We start from the raw sequence: 18,317 nt of genomic DNA, 5'->3' as shown, positions 1-18,317 counted from the left end.
CTGCCCACCGTAAGACCTGCCGAGGTCAGCTTCGTCGTCTCATTGACCTTAAACCCGTTTCCGGCTGTTACGCTGGTTACATTCAGGTCGTCTTTTAAGTCTAACGCGCTGTCTGTCATCGTCAGGTTCGTATCATCATACTTAACAGAAATGGATGGATTATTTCCTTCTGCCCCAGGAGTAATAGTGATGCCATCACCGTCATCATACGTAGTTCCGCCACTAGCATTATTTTTTACAGAGTTTTCTAAATAACCTACACTAACAGCATCGCTTTCATTCTCAATATTGGCTGTCACTAAGCCGGAAATCGTGCCATTATTAATTCGAATACCTGTACTTGCGTCACCAACCGTTACAGATGCACTGAAGGATCCTGTTGCACCATTAAAGGCATTGGCATTAACATCGGTCACAGTTAAACTATCTTTCAGATCTAATGCGCCGTTTGTCATCGTCAGGTTCGTGTCATCATACTTAACAGTTACCTTATTGCTGCTGTCTACCGTCAGGCCGTCGCCCGTATTGACCATCAGCTTGTTGCCGTCCTGTTCATCAAATCCTAAGCCTTTTCCGGCATTGACTGCGATGCTTCCTTTCTGATCGTCCGTCTTCTGCGTGACCGTTATCCCTTTGCCGCTTTCATATGCCGCGTCGCTGATAGCTGTTTTCATCTGTTCTAGATTTACAGCTTCGTCGTTCTTGGTCGCAGTTCCGACGCCGCTGATAACGCCGTTCGCGTTCAGGCCGGTACTCGTGATGTACGCTTTTCCTCCTACAGTCAGCGTATCTGCCGTCAGGCTTGTATTACTGCCCACCGTAAGACCAGACGAAGTCAGTTCTACCGTATCATTGACCTTAAACCCGTTTCCGGCTGTTACGCTGGTTACATTCAGGTCATCTTTTAAGTCCAACGCGCCGTCTGTCATCGTCAGGTTCGTATCATCATACTTAACAGTTACCTTATTGCTGCTGTCTACCGTCAGGCCGTCGCCCGTATTGACCATCAGCTTGTTGCCGTCCTGTTCATCAAATCCCAGGCCTTTTCCGGCATTGACTGCGATGCTCCCTTTCTGGTCATCGGTCTTCTGCGTAACCGTTATCCCCTTGCCGCTTTCATATGCCGCATCGCTAATAGCCGTTTCTAACTGTCCCACATTCACGGCATCTGTAAGAGCTTCACCAATATCTACATTAGTAATCTTCTGTCCACCCATATCAGCGCCTTTCTTAAACGTAGCCGTTCCATTGGTAAAGAGATTGCCGTCGTTATCAACATGGAAACCTACAGCTTGGTCATTGCCGCCGACCCACAGTCCGTCTTTCGTCAAGGCGTTGTACGTGTTTTGTTGATTATGGGCATAGAATCCTTCTTCATTGTAAATGGTATGCTGCTCCGGCTGTTCCGTCGGCGTCGTACCAGTCGTATCTCCGCCTTCGCCGGGCTGCCCTTCGTCTTCATTTGCCAGCGGCGCGACACTCTTTGCCAAGGGGCTCTGTACGAGCGTGACCAGCGTATCCGAAGAGGTACTGTTCGTTTCTTTTACCCGGGCATTAACAATGGCGTAGGGGTCCGTCAGGTCTTCGGCCTGTACGGGCGCGGCGCAGAGGCCCGTCGTCAGCACCAGGGCGGCCAATACGGCGGCGGCGCTCCGGCCGACGCGGCTGCCTGCGCTCTTCGTGCAGCTGTGAGCCAGTTCGGATACGACGACGTATTGATGTTTTACTTTACTCCATATAACTTTGTATATTCGATTCATACCTATTTCCTCCTTGCTATGGTAATACGCGTTCTTTTTTGCTTCGATGCAGGGAAAACCAGCGCAGGCGGCAGGCGGCGCTGCAAAAGGCGATTCGCCGGTCGTAGGGCTCGGTGATTTCCACATAAGTTCCGCAGTTTCGGCAGTGAAAGGCGTGGCGTATAGTCTGGGATTTGACTTTTTCCGAGTGCTTCCAGTACAGCCGCTCGCAATGGGCCGAGCAGAATTTTGTCCGCCGGTCCGTCGCCTCGGTCACCCGCACCAGCTTGCCGCATTTCAGGCAGTGAAAGGTCCGCAGGGCTTCCTTTTTCCGCGACGACCGGCCGTGATCGTTTACGCCGTGCCGGTGGGCGTAGCGCCGGCAGTAATTGCTGCAGTATTTCTGCGTGATTCGGTCCGCTTCAAATTCTTTGCCGCAAACGGGACATATGGCTTTCCGTTTCATAGGCAACCTATGGATTCTCTAGCAAGCACACGGAGCGCGCGCCGGGCGAAGCAGTTCCGGGCACGCAAAAAAGACAGCATACACCTATGCTGCCTGAAAAACATGGTATCGCCAGAGTATACGAACCCCCCAAAGGACGGCGCTGAAAAAGAACGCACGAATTCCCCAAGCCGGGTCATCGATACGCCAAAGCATGTATAGGAGGTAGTATTTATACCACTACGGTACCCCCCCCCCGTATGGAATTTCAGGAATTTGTCCGCTCCTGCGATGCCATTCCAATCGTTTCGGCTAGAGATCATCTGTTTCACCCCCTTCTATATACTTTTTAGTCTAGCATGTTATATCGGCAAATGCAATATCCCCTAATCCAATAATTATGAATAAATCGTTAAATCTATATTAAAAGATTATCGTCCCGCTTTTGTATCCTATGGTATGTAATTTCTGTAAATCAGGCCGTTTTCCCGGATATATGGCGTCGCATCGTGTAAAAAATTCCATTCAGAAAAAACGCACGGCGCAATGTCCAATGGATAAAAATACATCATACGGTTTAAAGCCACCCCTAAAATAAATGACAAATCCCGATACATATCACATTTCTCATAAACCATTCCACCCCTGCTATGTATCGTATCAAAAGACATTTCGTCCTCATTCCTCCTGTCTAGAAGCCCGCAAAAAAACAGGCTGGAACCCTCACTCCAGCCTGTCAGTGAACCATACTGCGCCTAAATCACGCGCCGCACTTCTTTATCTACTTCTTGTACAAATACGCCTTGGCCGCCCTGCCGTCGACGTACCTCAAAAACGCCCGCACATCCGGGTCCAGCGTTTCACTTTCGCCTTTGCAAAAACGAGGCCCTGCCTTACAACATAAGGCGTCCACTCCCGCAGACGCCTTATCTTATTCGGATTACAATAAATGATGTTTTTTTCCTAATTCCGTAATGTATTCTACTGAAACCTTTGCATACTTCGCTATCGTTTCTTTAGCAACTCCATCTTTCAGCATCGCCAATATCATCATGGTTTCCTTCTTTTTTTCCCCCTCGGCAAAGCTCGCCAGCTCACGCCGTTTGATTTCCATTGCGTACGTCATATATTCTCGCCTCGTTTCATCGTGCTGCTTCACGCGCCTACACACAATCCAGTATAAAACAGGCTGCTTGCCTTCACAAGCAGCCTCTCTGTTATAACAAATGTTGTTTTTTACCCAATTCAATAATATACTCTGCCGACGTCTGTACACAGTCCGCAATAAATTCTACAGACAGCCCCTTTTGCAGCATAGTTACTATTATTTTCTTCTTTTCGTTTGCACTGCCTTCTGCAAGACCTTCTGCAAGGCCTTCTGCAATACCTTCCTGCCGCTGCCGTTTCAGTTCCATTGCCAACGTCATATATTCTCGCCTCGTTTCATCGTGCTGTTTCACGCGCCGTACTTCCTTATCTACTTCTTGTACAAATACCCCTTCGGCCGCCTTGCCGTCGACGTACCGCAAAAACGCCCGCACGTCCGGGTCGAGGGCCTCGCTGTCGCCTTTGCTGTTCAGAAATATTTTCGTCGCCTCGTCGTTCAGCTCTATGCCATCCTGCTCTACACAACGATTTCTAAACGTGTACATCGGCAATCCCCGGTCAAAGGCGTCAAAGGTGCAGATAAAGATGATATACGCCGGGTTCAGCATACTATAATCGTCGCCCTTTTCCAGGACGTCCATATCGATCATGGCCTGATAGTAGCGCGTCCGCTTGGCCAGGCCGTTATCCTTTTCATCAGTACACTGCATTTCAATATCGAATACCCGCCCCGTATCGTCCTTGACATAGACGTCCAGGCGCACGCTTTTGCTGTCCAGCCGGATGTCGATAGTCTTCTCCGTATCGGGATAAGTAATGTCGGCTATCTTAATCTGCAGAATCTTCTCAATTAAATGCTGGCACAGGCGCTTGTTGCGCATGACCTTTTGAAATAAAAAGTTGTCTTGTATGGTCAGCTCTTCCCAGTCCTTAATTCGCTTCACGGCCTCGCCTCCTTCTACTTGGATTATACCAAACATGCGTACGCCTTGGCAATAAACGACCTATGCCTGATAGGAATACGTATACGAAATAAGACGTCTGCTCCCTTGCCAGCTGCGTATCGCAAGTATCAAAATTTCAGGCAAATCCAAGATACCCTGCGCCGTTTCCTTGGTTTAGATAAAAGAAAAAATCCCGCGCGCAGCGGGATAAAAAGCTAGGCAATGCTATCATATTTGACTTTATACTGGTTAAATTGTCTGTAATCTAACTGCTTATCATTTTGCAGACGGCCAATGACGATTCCTTGCTGAACGCCGATAGTTTCTGCAAACTGTGCGATAGACGCTATAGAATAATCTCCACGGCCGATAAATTGCTGCATCTTATCTTCCGGAATCAAGATATTGGCGGCGATTACATCCGCCTGTTTTTCTTCCTCTTCAGATACGCCGCGGCCACGGTAAATATGGCCTTCTAAAATATGCGCTATTTCATGGAACAAACTGAACCAAAATTTATCGGCATATTTTCCCCGCATCGTAACGCCTAACACAATCTTATTCTTATTGTCATCGTAAAATGTAATGCCATGCAAAAAAGACCCTTGCAGCCGCGGCAAGTATACAAGGGCAACGCCGCATTGTGCCAATACCGCTTCCAATTGTTTAGCGAAGGCTGTCGAACGGTATAAGGTCATCTTTCGTATTTCAGGCAGCGCGTTGACTAATTTATTTCTTGAAAAGGTCTCAACCTCTATCTCGCCGGCTTTATGTTTCGCGTATTGCGCCAACGTCCATGTAGCGTAGGTGCTTTTTTCAGTTTCCGCCAAACGCCGGCAGGCTATGGGCATAAACATATGCACTTTTTCCAGCGTATGCACGCCAAAATATTTACAGAGATTTTTTACTTTTTCTTCACTTTTAGTAGTATCGGCAACCATTCCCCATTCTGCAATACTTTTATACGGATATTTCTTAGCAATTTCAATCTCTTTTTCCAATTCATTTTCCCGTTTGGCTTTTATAAGCTTTTCTTGATATATAGCTTCCAATGTATTCCAAAAACGAGCCGGAATCCCCAGCACTAATTCAAGGCGCTCCGCCACGTCTGGAGTCAATCGGACAGTCCCGTTGATTAACTGGCTGACATGCTTTTCAGACAGACCCATGCGCCTGGCGAATTCTTTTTGTGTCATGCCATAATCGTCAAGCTGTTCTTTAATTGTAGCGCCAGGAGGCGTAGCAATATAGCTTTTACTTTCCAACATGACCCTCACTCCTTCTTCATCATTAATGATAATCTACAATTTCTTGTATCTCTGCAATTTGAATTTCTTCCCCTTGTTTAGTAAATATAAGACGATATGGCTGGCTTAAATCCATGGCATATTGATTCGCTCTGTCGCCTTTCAGCAGGTGACATCGCCCTATGCGCCCCAGCACCAATAGCTCCACCGTATCAGCCGCTTTGATTTGATCAATGCGCATATGTATTTTCCTGGCCATCTCCTCGCCATATTCACGACGTGCTGCACTGGCATCTGTACATATTTTCCGTATTTGATTGTTTCTATACTTTATTTCCAATGCCCTACCTCATTTACCTATTAGGTTAATTTTATAATATCAGATAGCGGAATAATAATCAATAACACGCAACCTATACTTGTCGTGAATGCGAAAACGACATAGAAAACCTCAGGATTTTCAACAAATCGAAAATCCTGAGGTTTCCTTACGCCGCAGCCTGACCGCGCATGGCCGGATATTGTATGATGCCTGCGGCAATGGCCCTGGCGGTTTCGTCCTTATGGGCCTCGTAGCAGCGCATGTCGTAGTCGTTGTCGATGAAGCAGACTTCCACCACGACGGCGGGCATGGCCGTGTTGCGCAGGACGAAGAGGCCCGGCCGCTCCTTCAGCCCCCTGTCGGGCAGGTTGAGGACGGCCTTGACGTTGGCCTGGATGCAGTGGCCCAGGAGCAGGCTTTGGGGCGTATTGGAAATGAGGGTTTCCGTGCCCGTGGCCCGCTTATTGAAGGCGTTGAAATGAAGGGACACGAATACGTCCGCTTCGGCGGCGTTGGCTTGTCCGCAGACAGCGTACAAATCGTCGGACTGGCCCAGGACGACGGCGACGCCGTTTCGCTCCAAATAGGCCTGGACGGCCTCGGCCAGCTCATAGGCCAGGTCGCATTCGCGCAGGTTCAGGGCGGCGTTGACCACCCCGCTGTCCAGCAGGCGGTCGTGGCCTGGATTGAGATAGACTTTCATCGGTATAGTTCCTCCTAATCAGAAAATACAGTATGCGGATGATAAAGACGACGGTCCGTTTATCGACAGACCTCAAAAAGCGCAGGATCTTCTGCATGGGCATCCTCCTCTCTGGGTCGCTTCGCCATGTACAGGGTCACGCAGCCCGTCTCGTCGAGCTCCATCATGGTGACGTAGGGGCTGGCGCAGCGGTCTTCCCGCTCCCGGTCGGCCCGGCAGTTGGCGATTTCCATCTTGTTTCGTTCGATGAGCTCCTCGCTCATGTGGGGAAAAAAGGATCGGGCAAAGGCCGTCAAGCCCTCCGATACGACGAGGCCCGGCACGGAGCGGCGCTGGCCGAGGGCTGTCCGGACGCGGCGCAGCTCGCCGGCGCGGCGTTTCCTCTCGGCGTGGGAAATCCGCGGCGGTGTCTCGTCCAGATAGATTGCCCCTTCCTGCTGCCGGCGGCGGCGTTCCATATCCCGCCAATGAGCGAGTACGTCGGCAATGGACGGCTCGAAGCGGTGGACCTCCAGGATGCGCCGCGCCAGGGCGCGGGCCTGATCCTCCGTCAGGGGCGGCAGCATGTCCTTCAGGATGCGCATTCTAGCAGCCATCCCCGTCGGATTCCCAGATTTGCCGAAGCATTGTATCAACGTATTGATTAAATTCCTTCTCCCGTCGTTCATACATCGTCTCCCTTCGCCGCGGCCGCCCGCCGCTGTTGACCAGGACGGCCCGGATGTAGCGAATGCCGGACGCGCCGTTGTCCCTGGCAATGTCTATGGCGGCGCAGACCGCTTCGTCGCCCCAGCAGCGGGCCAAGTCGGTCAGCTCCTCTGCCGTGCGGCTGCTCATCTGGCCGAAGGCCGCCGTATAGCAGCGCAAGGCGCCTCGTCCTGCCGAAGGGGACGGATCGTTCGCACCATCGCAGCCTCTTTGGGCTGCCGTAGTCCATACGGGCGCGATGCCGCTGTTGCCGCCGGGCTCGGCTATGTGGGCGCACGTATCCTGCAGGCCGGGGCGTTCTTCGTCCTGCCAAGGAGCTGCCGTCGGAGCTGCGTCGTCCCATACGGCAGGGGCTTCGCCGTCGCCATAAGAGGAAGCCGTACAGCCAGCCCCTTCCCGAACGGGAACGAGACCGCCGTCCGGGCAGGCCGAAGCCCTTTCGTCTGCCGCCGTCTCGTCAGGGCAGACGTATCCCGTCGGGACAGCCTGCGCCGAAGGCCGGGCATGGTCTTCGCCGCCGCAGCGCGGGTCACTGGCAGCGTCTTCCGCCCATGGGCTGCTCTCGGCCGGAGCTTCAGACGTATGGCAGCGCGCCTCGCCGCCTTCGGCCTTGCGGCGGCGGTAGCGGCGCATGCGGTCGCGGGCATCGCGGCGTTTTTTCTCGTCCCGGTCAAAGCTCTGGATTTCATGCCATGGCACGATGCGGATCAGGCCCGTCTCGTCGCGGCTGATGAGGTCGATTTGCTCGAACACGTCGAGGACTTTTTCCACAAAGGCCCGGCGGCGGTGCAGCTGACGAGCCAGCAAGGCCGTCGTCACGGCCTGCCCCTTGGCTACGTAGATATATCCGTCGTCGTTGACCATGCCGGCCAGGTCCTTCAGGTAAAACCAGATGACGAAGTAGGAGTCGCCGCTGGGTTGACTCAACAGATACATCATGCGCGGGTCCTGAAACAACCCGACCTTTGTCTGAAACCACCGCAGCTTCTTCATGGGCTGCTCCTTTCCGCCCGCCCTGGGGCCGTCTTTGCTCGCTACTGTATATGGGACAGGGAAGGGAGCATTTATTTCCCCTTCAATCATGCAGATTCAGCATACCTGTCCGCTGTAAAAACACGCTTCGTTCTATGCAGTTATAGCTGTATACAAAAAAGAGAAAGCAAAAATAAAAAAGAAAAGATAAGACGTTACGCGTAACGGTTCCGATGTGTCGCAGCGGTTATGGGCAGGGAAATCGGCATAATGACGCCGATGGAGCCAAACATCCCTGCGCCGTATACGCCGATATTAGCCCGATATAGGCCGGTATATTCCAAGTATGTCCTGCTGTATTTCGCCGTATAACGGCGATTTTCAAACGGATTTCCGCCGATAACAAAAAAAACTCCCTGCCGAATCGTCCGGCAGGGAGGGGCTATGCATTATTTAAAGTAATCGGGATACTGCTTGCGCAGCACTTCCACGTCGATGATGCCCTTGTTGATATGCTCTTCCATAATGGCTACGCCGCGCTGGGCGTCGTGGCGCAGGATGGCTTCCGCCAGGGCCTGATGCTGGCTGTAGAGGATGTTCATCTGCTCGGCCGCCGCGGCGATGTTCAGCACGCGGGCCCGCATGTAGTCGGCCGTAGAGCTTTCGATGATCTGCCAGATATGCGGCTTGCCGCAGCCCTGGTACAGGATGCTGTGGGTCTGGTTGTCGCTGGCGAAAAAGCCGTTGACGTCGCGGCGGCGCAGGTACAGCTCCTGCTCCTTCAGGCATTGCTGGAGCTTCCACATGTATTCTTCGGGAAACTCCCGGCAGGCCAGGGCGACGACAGCCGTCTCCATGGTCACCCGCAGAAAGCGGAATTCCGCCAGCTGCTCCGTATTGATCTTAGACACGAAGGTCCCCCGCTGGGGCAATACGTCGAGAAGGCCCTTCTGGGCCAGGCGGATAAAGGCCTCCCGCACGGGAGTCCGGCTGACGGACAGCATCGTCGACAGCTCCTGTTCTGACATGGCCGTCCCAGGCACCAGATGCAGATTCATGATGTTATCGTACAACACGCGGTAGGCGTATTCCCGCACGTTTTCCCGCGGCTCTTTTTCCAGTAATCGTAACTGTTCCATTGGCGTCCCCTGTATCTAAAAAATTACCATACTTCATATTCTACCATATTACGGCTTCAAATTGAAATGCATTGGCTAAAAAAATGATGTATACCGATACAAAAAATGCCTCCTCTTTCTGTACTTTGACGAAAAATACCCCCTTGCCGCAGAGGCAAGAGGGCAGGAGACGTTATTCTTCCCGTTCCAGGCCGGGGTCTTTGTTGTCCTTCAGGATGAATACCTTGACCAGGACGACGATGATCATGAGCACGCCGACCTGTCCCATCAGGGGATAGAGGAAGCCGATGAGCTTGCCGAAGCCGATCTGCGCGCCGAAGTAGGCCACGACGCCCAGGACGACGGTCACGGCCATCTTGACGGTCTTGTTGGGCATCCACTGCTCCAGCTTGTTGATGACGACCCAGAACATGGGAGCCGCCGTGCTGTAAATGCCCAGGAGCAGGATGACCGAGAAGATGAGGGCCAGGGCCGGAGCGAACTGCTGGGCCAAAAACAGGTTGGGAACCTGAAGCTTTGCCACTTCCGCCGGGAAGCAGAGCATGGCCGCCATCATGAGGGCGCTGGCGATCATCAGGGCCACGCCGCCGAGGAACCCGCCGAGGAAGGCTTCGCGCCGGCTGTTGGCCTTGCCGCCCAGGCCCGTCAGGAAGGGGATGGAGCCGAAGACCATGCAGGAAGCGTACAGGACGCCGCTGAACCAGGCCGAATCGAGGAAATCGTACGTCGAGAACCACCAGGATTTCGTCGAACGCAGGTCGTACAGGATGTCCCAGCCCTTGGCCCAGTCCGTATTGGCGTTGAGGACTGTCAGGATGCCGATGCCGATGGTAAAGAAGATGATGACCGGACCCATGGAGCCGATGACGTCGGCCAGGCGCATCAGGCCCAGCAGGATGGACAGGATGCACAGGAGGGCCATGAACACGCTGCCTACGTCTCCGGGCAGGGCAAAGTATTCCGAGGCCACAGCTCCCGTGCCGGCAATCATGATCGACACGACGCTGAATAAAAATAAGATCGTAACCCATTCCAAAAACGTGCCGATGTACTTGCCGCAGTAGTAGTGAAAGACCTGGGTGTGGTATTTCAGCTTCAAATCGTAGCCCTTCTGCATGAGGGCCCCGCCCAGAAAGGCGAAGATGAGCATGCTGACGAAGCAGCCGATGATGCCCTGAGGGCCGAAGGCTCCGAAGAACTGGAGGATTTCCTGGCCCGTCGCATAGCCCGACCCGATGCTGAAGGCGCAGTAAGCGCCGGCGAAAATGACGACGTTGCGCAGGCTGACTTTTGTGTTGCTGTCTTGATTCATATCCATCTCTCCTTTATCGCGCCGTCTGCAGTTCCGCTTCGATGCGCTCTAAGCGGCGCGCTAATTCCGTAATGTCCTGAGGCACGCGCAGGCGGACGTGGCGCTTGCCGATGCCTTCGAAGTCGACGCCGTTTTCCACGCGGATGCCGTATTTCCAGAACAAGGCTCCCAAATCGACGTCCTGATCCGTATAGAACAGGGTAATGGGCACGTCATCCCGCGTCGCCGACGTCTTGAGCACCTGCAGTCCGCTGATGAGCTTCTGGTTGTTCTGGGCGATGAGGTCCCGCGAATAGGCCAGGAAAGCCGGGTCGGACAACACGACGGGGATCATGGCCGCCGCCGGCGTCGTCAGGTTCATCTCTCCGCCGAAGGCTTCCAGAATATCGGCCATGGCCTTGGGAACGGCGATGTAGCCGGCCCGCAGGGCTCCTAAGCCGAAGCCCTTGGAAAAGGTCCGGGTCACGATGAGGTTGTCGAATTCATCGAGGAGGGACAGGGCCGACTCGGATTTGTCCAAAAAGTCGCCGTAAGCTTCGTCGACGAGGACGAGGACGCCTTTTTCCCGGGCCGCCGTCAAAATCCGCCGCAGGTCGGCAATAGACAGGGCCTGCCCCGTCGGGTTGTTGGGATTGTCCAGGTAGGCCAGGCGGTGATCTTCGCGGATGGCCGCGACGTATTCTTCTACAGGGAAGGCAAAATGATCCTCTTCCCGCAGGGGCACGACGTCGACTTCGGCTCCGCAGGCCCGGGCGTCCGTCGTATACGACGAAAAGCAGGGCTGGGGAGCGAGGACCCGCGTCCCGTCTTCCAGAAAGATGGAGTTGACAGCCCGCAGGGCGCTCATGGAGCCGTTCTGCATGCTGAGTTGGCCGACGTCCAGCGACGCCACGTCGGAAAAATACTCGCAGATATGCCGCCGCGTTTCCACGTAGGGATGAGCCGGATAGCTGGCCAAGATGTCGAAGGTCGCCGCGTACATGTCCTTCGTCAGCTTCGGCGTGACGCCGCAGGGGTTGATGCCCAGGGAGCAGTCGATAATATCCTTTTCCAGAGCCGTCCCCTCGTCCTTCAGGTAGCTGTGCCTCACCATGCCCTGCAGGGCCCGGCGAATACGATATTCCATAGGTAAAACCTCCTCATGACGCAAATCCCGCCGAGGCAGCCTGATCCAGGCGCAGGGGCAGAACGCGTTTCATAATTTTCCGCTCATATTGATAAAATATGATGTTTTGTTCTTCATTATAGACTACGTAAATCCTTTTGTAAAGTAAAACGATTGTGTATTAAAGTATACCAAACAAGCCTCGGCATAACCCAAAAAACGGGCCGAGGACATGTCGTTCCTCAACCCGTTTTGGTGTAGTTCCATCTGCTATTCTGCCTGTTCGGTTTGAAATGCAGCCAGCTGGTCCCGCGTCGGCAAACCTTCGTTGTCGCCGGCGACCTGGATGACCATGGCCCCGACGGCGGCGCCCCGGCGGGCCGCTTCTTCCATAGACAAGCCTTCCAGCCAGGCGCTGGTAAAGCCGACGGCAAAGCCGTCTCCGGCTCCGACGGTGTCGACGACATGGTCTACGCGGTAGCTCGGTACGTACTGCCCGCCTTCGCGGTCGGCGACGTATGTGCCGCTGCTGCCGCCCAGCTTGATGACGACGAGCTTCGCGCCCCGTTCCAGATAATAGCGGGCGATGGCCTTTTCATCGTCCAGCCCGGTCAGTATCTTTCCTTCGCTGAGGCCGGGCATGACGATATCGGCGTACTGGGCGGCGTCGTTGATGACGCTGGCCATCGTTTCCGTATCGGGCCAGAGCATGGGCCGCAGGTTCGTATCGAAGGAAACGGACACGCCGCGGCGGCGGGCTTCCTTCATGAGGGCCACGACGGTCTGGCGGCACGATTCCGACACAGCCAGGGGAATGCCTGTCGTATGGACGTGGGTCACGCCGTCCCAGCAGATGCCCTGCAGGTCGTCGGGCGTCATGAAGGAGAAGGCCGTATACTTGCGGATGTTCGCCACGGCCGGGTCGCCTTCCAGGACCCGTTCCTTCATCTGAAAGCCCGTCATATGGGCCTCGTCGGTCTGCACATAATCCGTATGGATTCCGTTGTCTTTCAAAAAGGCCCGAATGCTGCGGCCGAAGGGGTCGCCGCCTACCTTGGAAATATAGGATACGTCATGACCTAAGCGGGCCATGCCGACGGCGTAATTTAATTCAGCCCCGCAGACGTGGCGGGAAAATTGCTCCACTTCGGCCAAATCGCCGGGCCGGTCAGCAATGAGCAGGCCCATGGCTTCGCCGATGGTTAATACCTTTGCCATAGAAATCCTCCTTTTTTTCTTAGAAAAATAACTGAGTACAGTAAGGTACTATACTCAGTTATCCGTTGCATATGACATGACGTTACATTGCGTCGTCCAATTCGTTCAGGTCTCGTCCCGTCGTATCTTCCGCAAAGTACGCGCCGAAGAAGCTCGACATGGAGAAGAGAATGGTCATGATGGCCAGGGGAACCCAGCTGCCCGTCATCGCCGTAACGGCGGCGGCCGCGATGATCGGACCGAAGCCCGTAGCGACGAGGCCGGCGATTTCCTTCGCCAGCGATACCATGGTGACGCGGTGTCTTGCGCCGAACAGCTCCGTCAATACGACGTTTTCCAGAGCGAAGAGGCCCTGTACGCCGACGTTCAGGCCGATGACCATGGCGATGGTCAGGATGACGGGGTCCTTCGTTTCGAAGAGAAGCATCATGGGAACGGCGTAGATAGCCGTAGCCAGGGACAGAACCATGTACATCTTGCGGCGGCCGAACTTATCGCCGAGCCAGCCGACAAAGGGAATGGTGAAGAAGGAAACGCAGGAAGAAATGATGTTGGCTTCCGTCGCGACGGTCTTTTCCATGGCGAGGACCGTGACGATAAAGCCGGCCAGGTAGGTCTGCATGAGGCCGCTGTTGCCGGCCTGGCCGAAGCGCAGGGCCAGTGCGACGATAAAGCTCTTCCGGCCTTTTTTCGGCTGCTGTTCGACAGGGACGTCGCCGGCAAGCTGTTTTTCCCGTTCCGCTTCCAGCAATTTCTTCTTTTCCGCCATGACCGGGCTTTCGTGAACGAACATCCGGATCAATACGGCGGCGATCATGACGACGAAGGAGGCGTAGAAGGGGATTCTCCAGCCCCAGAGCAGGACTTCTTCCTTGGTGAGCATCGTCAGGATGATGGTCCAGATGAGGTTGGCCAACAGGGTGCCCGACGAGGTGCCGAGGCCGACGAGGCTGCCGACGAGGCCGCGGGTCTTCGTTTCGCAGAATTCCGTAACCATGACGCCGGCGCCGCTGATTTCCGCGCCTGCCCCTAAGCCCTGGATGATGCGGAGGGCGACGAGGCCGGCCGGAGCCCAGATGCCAACTTCAGAGTACGTCGGCAAAAAGCCGATGAGGGTAGATGCCAGGCCCATGAGGGTAATCGTGACGAATAATACCGTGCGGCGGCCCATCTTATCGCCGACATGGCCGAAGACGAAGGCGCCGACGAGGCGGGCGACATACCCGGCCCCGTACGTGCCCATGGCCATGATGAGGCCCATGGCCGGGTCCGATTCGGGGAAGAAGATTTCGTTAAATACGATAGCCGCTGCCAGAGAGTAGAGCTGGAAATCCATGAACTCCATGGCCGTGCCCAGCCAGCCGCTGGCGACGACTTTGACTAATTCTGACGTTTTGATTTGATACGATGCTTGTTGACTCATTCGCTGATACCGTCCTTTCGGAAACATTAAACTACGGGAATGTTAAAACGTAAGAACGATTTTCAGCACGTTTTCCGGGTGTTCGTCGTTGTATTGGAAGGCCTTGTCCGCTTCGGTGAAGGGGAAGGTGTTGGTGACGATGGATTTCGGGTCGACCTTGCCTTCTTTAAACCATTCGATGACTTCGGGGAAGCGGTAGTTGTTGAGGCGCGTGCCGATGATTTCCAGTTCCTTGCTCATGATGTCGACCTGGCGGATGGGGAATTCGACCGTCGAGAAGCCCAATACGACGACGCGGCCTGCCGGGCTGGGCAGCTTCTGGATGCACATCTGCAATACGTTGACGTTGCCCGTTGCTTCGTAAATGAGGTTGAAGCCTTCGCCGCCGGTAAATTCGTTCATCGCTTCGACAGGGTCTTTCGTCTTGCTGTTGATGACCATGTCGGCGCCCATTTCCTTCGCCGTTTCCAGGCGGGAATCGACGACGTCGAGGATGGCGACCTTCGCGCCCTTCATCTTGGCGACCTGCAGGATGATCAGGCCGATGGGGCCGGCGCCGCAGATAAGGACCGTGTCGTCGCCGGTCAGGCGGCCCTGATGGGCGACCTGAGCGCCGATGGAGTACGGTTCAACTGTCGCGGCGATTTCCCAGGGAAGGTCCTTCGGCAGCTGGTGGAGCTGGTCCTGTTCTACGGCGACGTATTCCTGGTAGCCGCCGTCGCGGTGGACGCCCAATACGTTGACGGTCTTGCAGACGTTGTGGCGGCCCGTGCGGCAGGCGTAGCAGTGGCCGCAGGAAACGACGGGGTCGACGGCGATGTGGTCGCCGACGGCGGCGTTCTTCACATCTGCGCCGACTTTGACGACTTCGCCGACAAATTCATGGCCTACGACGCGGGGATAGGTGGCGAAGGCGTTTTTGCCGTGATAAATGCCTACGTCGGAGCCGCAGATACCGGCTGCTTTGACCTTGAGCAGGACCTGGGTGCTGGTGATTTCAGGTATTTCACGTTCTACGACGGTAATCTTTTCCGGTGTTTCTACTACGACAGCTTTCATAATTGCATTTCCTCCTTAAACGATATCTATTTCACGTACTTGACTAATGTATTGCGGACAGCATGGGGGCCGGCGATGAGTTCTTCGAAGTAGCCTTCGATCTTTTCGCCTAGGCCGACTTCGTACAGGTCGCTGCCGAAAATCCCCTTGTTGGACAGGATGGGGCGGAGCTTGCCTTTGGCCGAGCTTACGTCGCCGAGGACAACGCCCTGCAATGCGTCCTGCACGTTCTGGAGCAGCGGGTCCGGGCTCGGCGTGAAGGCCTTGCCTTCGTCGTCGACGGCCAAGAGATAGCGGCACCAGCCGGCGATGACCAGGGGAATATACGTCAGGTCCTTGGCTTTATCGCCGTAGGCGCGGATCGTTTCGCCGAAGCGGATGCCGACCTTCTGCGACGTGTCGGTGGCAATGCGCTGGGGCGTATCGGGCAGGTTGCCGTTGGTCAGGCGCTGTTCCAGGACTTCGGCGATGAAGGCCTTCGGGTCGAGGACGCCGGGGTTGGTGACGACGGGCAATCCTTCGCCGTAGCCCATCTGTTCAATGAGGCCTTTGAGCTGAGGGTCCTTCATTTCGTCGGCAATGAGGGTGTAGCCGAGGAGGCAGCCGTAAACGGCCAGGGCCGTGTGCAGCGGGTTGAGGCAGGTGCAGACCTTCATCCGTTCGACCTTGTCTACCGTTTCCCGATCCGTAAAGATGACGCCGGCCTTTTCGAGGGCCGGGCGGCCGTTGGGGAACTTGTCTTCGATGACCAGGTACTGGGCGTTTTCAGCGTTGACGAAAGCCGCATAGGTACCCTTGTTTGTGTGAATCAATTCCGTATCGCCGAAGCCGATGCCTTTCAGGTATTCCTGTACCTTTTCCGACGAGCGGGGCGTAATCTTGTCGATCATGCTCCACGGGAAGGAGACCTTCGTTTCGTCGTTGATGTAGTCGGCAAAGCCCGGTTCGGCCACGCCGTTGGCGACCCACTGCTGGGCAAAGGCCGTCATGGCTTCTTTGATCTTGTCGCCGTTGTGGGAGCAGTTATCGAGGCTCAGGAAGGCGAAGGGATAGGCGCCGGCTTTGTAGCGGGCGTAGGCCAGGGCGGCGATGGAGCCCATGGAGCTCGTCGCGTGTTCCGGGCCCTTCTTCATGTCTTCAGCGACGGCAGGGAAGTAATTGCCGGCGTAGTCCGTCAGCTTGTAGCCCTTTTCCGTAATGGTGAAGCTGGCTACCTGCAGCGACGGCGCTTCGAAGATTTCCTTGAGGCGCTTCCAGTCTTCTGCGAAATCGGGACGGCAGACGACGGATTCGACGACGGAGCCGATGACTTCGTTTTCAAAGCGGCCGTCGGCGTACATGGTGACGGCCAGGCTCAAATTGTCGAAGGGGCGGTATACGTGCTCGATGACTTCTTCGTCGTACGTTTCAGCCGTAATGATGCCCGTTTTAGCCAATCCTTCGTCGAGCAAACGCTGCTGGAGGGCGGCGATGAAGGCGCGGAAAATATTGCCGCCGCCGAAGTGAATCCACTGGGGCGTTTCTTTCGTCGCTGCTTCAACAGCTTCTGTATCGAACTGATACAGGGCAATGCCGGCTTGTTCCCAGGCAACCTTGTCTTCGACGAGGCTGCGGCGATGTAAATGTAGCATGTCAGGTTCCTCCTTATCGTATACGTCCTATTTCTGGCCGCAAATGCGGTTGATAGCGTCCCAAAGGCCGCAGAGGTAGTTTGCGCCGAGAGCGCGGTCGTACAAGCCGTAGCCGGGACGGCCTTCTTCGCCCCAGATCATGCGGCCGTGGTCCGGACGGATGGGGCCGTCGAAGCCGATGTCGTAGGCGGCCTTGACGATTTCAAACATGTCGAGGTTGCCGATCTGCGATTTATGAGCCACTTCGTTGAATACCCACGGTTCGTGAACCTGTACGTTGCGGATGTGGAGGAAGTTGACGCGGCCCATCTTGCCGAACTTGCGGATGATGTGGGGAATGTCGTTCTGGCGGTTGGCGCCGAGGGAGCCCGTGCAGATGGTGAAGCCGTTGCTCGGGCTGTCTACCATGGCGGCGATCTTGTCGAGGTCCGATTCGTTCTTTACGATGCGGGGCAGGCCGAATACGGAAATGGGGGGATCGTCGGGATGAATGCCCATCTTGATGCCCACTTCTTCAGCCACGGGGATGACGGCTTTGAGGAAGTATTCCAGGTTCTTGCGCAGGCCGTCTTCGTCCATGCCTCCATACGCTTCAAACAGGCGGGTCAGCTCTTTCAGCCGTTCCGGTTCCCAGCCGGGGAGGACGTAGCCGTTGCTGTTTTCCAGGACTTCCTTTACCATGTCCTGGGGCGTCTTGCCGGCTACCATGTGGTAGTCGTAAGCTAGGACCGTCGAGCCGTCGTAGAGGGGCTTGGCCAGCTCCGTGCGGGTCCAGTCGAAGACGGGCATGAAGTTGTAGCATACCATTTCGATGCCGGCCTTTGCGGCGTTGCGCAGGGACTGGATGTAGTTTTCGATGTACTGGTCGCGGCTGGGAAGGCCGAGCTTGATGTCTTCGTGGACGTTGATGCTTTCCAAATCCTTGAATACGAGGTTGTTCGCTTCGGCTTGTTTCTTAATGTGAAGCAGCGGCTCTACAGGCCATACGTCGCCGACGGGAATGTCGAACAATGCGCCGACGATGCCGTCCATGCCGGGGATCTGGTCGATCTGCTGCAGCGTAATCTTGTCGTCTTTTTCTCCGTACCAACGGAAGGTCATTCTCATGCTCATACTGGTTTGCTCCTTTTACATATGTGCTGAATACTTGGTTACCTAAATGGTGTCTTTCGTTGTTTACATACTACCATACTAGTGTTATGTTAAGCAATATATTTTTCGTTGCTTGCAAATATGCTATAGT

The 18,317-nt window shown here is 54.9% G+C and carries 18 protein-coding genes; all 18 read right to left on the bottom strand.

Annotated features, from left to right (window positions below; genetic code table 11):
- Positions 1 to 1,760 (bottom strand): ESPR domain-containing protein (locus tag B5F80_RS08825; protein ID WP_158099976.1); only part of this gene is annotated, 1,760 nt, incomplete at its 3' end.
- Between the two features lie 16 nt (positions 1,761 to 1,776).
- Complete coding sequence (locus tag B5F80_RS08820; protein ID WP_087478462.1) at positions 1,777 to 2,205, bottom strand: hypothetical protein; 429 nt, start codon at positions 2,203 to 2,205, stop codon at positions 1,777 to 1,779.
- 919 nt (positions 2,206 to 3,124) lie between these two features.
- On the bottom strand, positions 3,125 to 3,310 hold the full coding sequence (locus B5F80_RS08805; protein WP_087478459.1) for a hypothetical protein: 186 nt from the start codon (positions 3,308 to 3,310) through the stop codon (positions 3,125 to 3,127).
- A gap of 91 nt (positions 3,311 to 3,401) precedes the next feature.
- Positions 3,402 to 4,235 (bottom strand): Rpn family recombination-promoting nuclease/putative transposase, encoded by an 834-nt coding sequence (locus B5F80_RS08800; RefSeq protein ID WP_158099975.1) that lies wholly within the window; start codon positions 4,233 to 4,235, stop codon positions 3,402 to 3,404.
- A 215-nt stretch (positions 4,236 to 4,450) separates the two neighbouring features.
- Positions 4,451 to 5,503, bottom strand: coding sequence for a helix-turn-helix domain-containing protein (locus B5F80_RS08795; protein ID WP_087478457.1), 1,053 nt, complete (start codon positions 5,501 to 5,503; stop codon positions 4,451 to 4,453).
- A 22-nt stretch (positions 5,504 to 5,525) separates the two neighbouring features.
- Positions 5,526 to 5,822, bottom strand: a complete 297-nt coding sequence (locus B5F80_RS08790) for a type II toxin-antitoxin system RelE/ParE family toxin (protein ID WP_087478456.1) — start codon at positions 5,820 to 5,822, stop codon at positions 5,526 to 5,528.
- A 148-nt stretch (positions 5,823 to 5,970) separates the two neighbouring features.
- Positions 5,971 to 6,507 (bottom strand): N-acetylmuramoyl-L-alanine amidase, encoded by a 537-nt coding sequence (locus B5F80_RS08785; protein ID WP_087478455.1) that lies wholly within the window; start codon positions 6,505 to 6,507, stop codon positions 5,971 to 5,973.
- Between the two features lie 59 nt (positions 6,508 to 6,566).
- Positions 6,567 to 7,091 carry a hypothetical protein gene (locus B5F80_RS08780; RefSeq protein ID WP_087478454.1) on the bottom strand — a complete coding sequence of 175 codons (525 nt, stop codon included), beginning with the start codon at positions 7,089 to 7,091 and terminating at the stop codon, positions 6,567 to 6,569.
- A 1-nt stretch (position 7,092) separates the two neighbouring features.
- Positions 7,093 to 8,208 carry a phage replisome organizer N-terminal domain-containing protein gene (locus B5F80_RS08775; protein WP_158099974.1) on the bottom strand — a complete coding sequence of 372 codons (1,116 nt, stop codon included), beginning with the start codon at positions 8,206 to 8,208 and terminating at the stop codon, positions 7,093 to 7,095.
- Between the two features lie 194 nt (positions 8,209 to 8,402).
- Positions 8,403 to 8,531, bottom strand: coding sequence for a hypothetical protein (locus tag B5F80_RS11465; RefSeq protein WP_255376427.1), 129 nt, complete (start codon positions 8,529 to 8,531; stop codon positions 8,403 to 8,405).
- A 105-nt stretch (positions 8,532 to 8,636) separates the two neighbouring features.
- Positions 8,637 to 9,326 carry a GntR family transcriptional regulator gene (locus tag B5F80_RS08770; protein ID WP_087478452.1) on the bottom strand — a complete coding sequence of 230 codons (690 nt, stop codon included), beginning with the start codon at positions 9,324 to 9,326 and terminating at the stop codon, positions 8,637 to 8,639.
- Positions 9,327 to 9,498: 172 nt separating this feature from the next.
- Complete coding sequence (locus B5F80_RS08765; protein ID WP_087478451.1) at positions 9,499 to 10,638, bottom strand: hypothetical protein; 1,140 nt, start codon at positions 10,636 to 10,638, stop codon at positions 9,499 to 9,501.
- Positions 10,639 to 10,651: 13 nt separating this feature from the next.
- Positions 10,652 to 11,764, bottom strand: a complete 1,113-nt coding sequence (locus B5F80_RS08760) for a histidinol-phosphate transaminase (RefSeq protein WP_087478450.1) — start codon at positions 11,762 to 11,764, stop codon at positions 10,652 to 10,654.
- Positions 11,765 to 12,013: 249 nt separating this feature from the next.
- Positions 12,014 to 12,961 (bottom strand): sugar kinase, encoded by a 948-nt coding sequence (locus tag B5F80_RS08755; RefSeq protein WP_087478449.1) that lies wholly within the window; start codon positions 12,959 to 12,961, stop codon positions 12,014 to 12,016.
- A gap of 82 nt (positions 12,962 to 13,043) precedes the next feature.
- Positions 13,044 to 14,384 (bottom strand): MFS transporter, encoded by a 1,341-nt coding sequence (locus B5F80_RS08750; RefSeq protein WP_087478448.1) that lies wholly within the window; start codon positions 14,382 to 14,384, stop codon positions 13,044 to 13,046.
- A gap of 42 nt (positions 14,385 to 14,426) precedes the next feature.
- On the bottom strand, positions 14,427 to 15,443 hold the full coding sequence (locus tag B5F80_RS08745) for a zinc-binding alcohol dehydrogenase family protein (RefSeq protein WP_087478447.1): 1,017 nt from the start codon (positions 15,441 to 15,443) through the stop codon (positions 14,427 to 14,429).
- 26 nt (positions 15,444 to 15,469) lie between these two features.
- Entirely contained in the window at positions 15,470 to 17,074 is a 1,605-nt protein-coding gene (locus B5F80_RS08740) for a mannitol dehydrogenase family protein (protein ID WP_087478446.1), read from the bottom strand.
- 27 nt (positions 17,075 to 17,101) lie between these two features.
- Complete coding sequence (uxuA, locus tag B5F80_RS08735) at positions 17,102 to 18,187, bottom strand: mannonate dehydratase (RefSeq protein ID WP_239386338.1); 1,086 nt, start codon at positions 18,185 to 18,187, stop codon at positions 17,102 to 17,104.
- Positions 18,188 to 18,317: the final 130 nt, after the last annotated feature.

Origin of the sequence: Megasphaera sp. An286 (assembly GCF_002163455.1) — a bacterium.
GTDB lineage: Bacteria > Bacillota > Negativicutes > Veillonellales > Megasphaeraceae > Megasphaera > Megasphaera stantonii.
The sequence above is the reverse complement of the archived record's forward strand: the minus strand, read 5'-3'. Positions and strand labels throughout refer to the sequence as shown.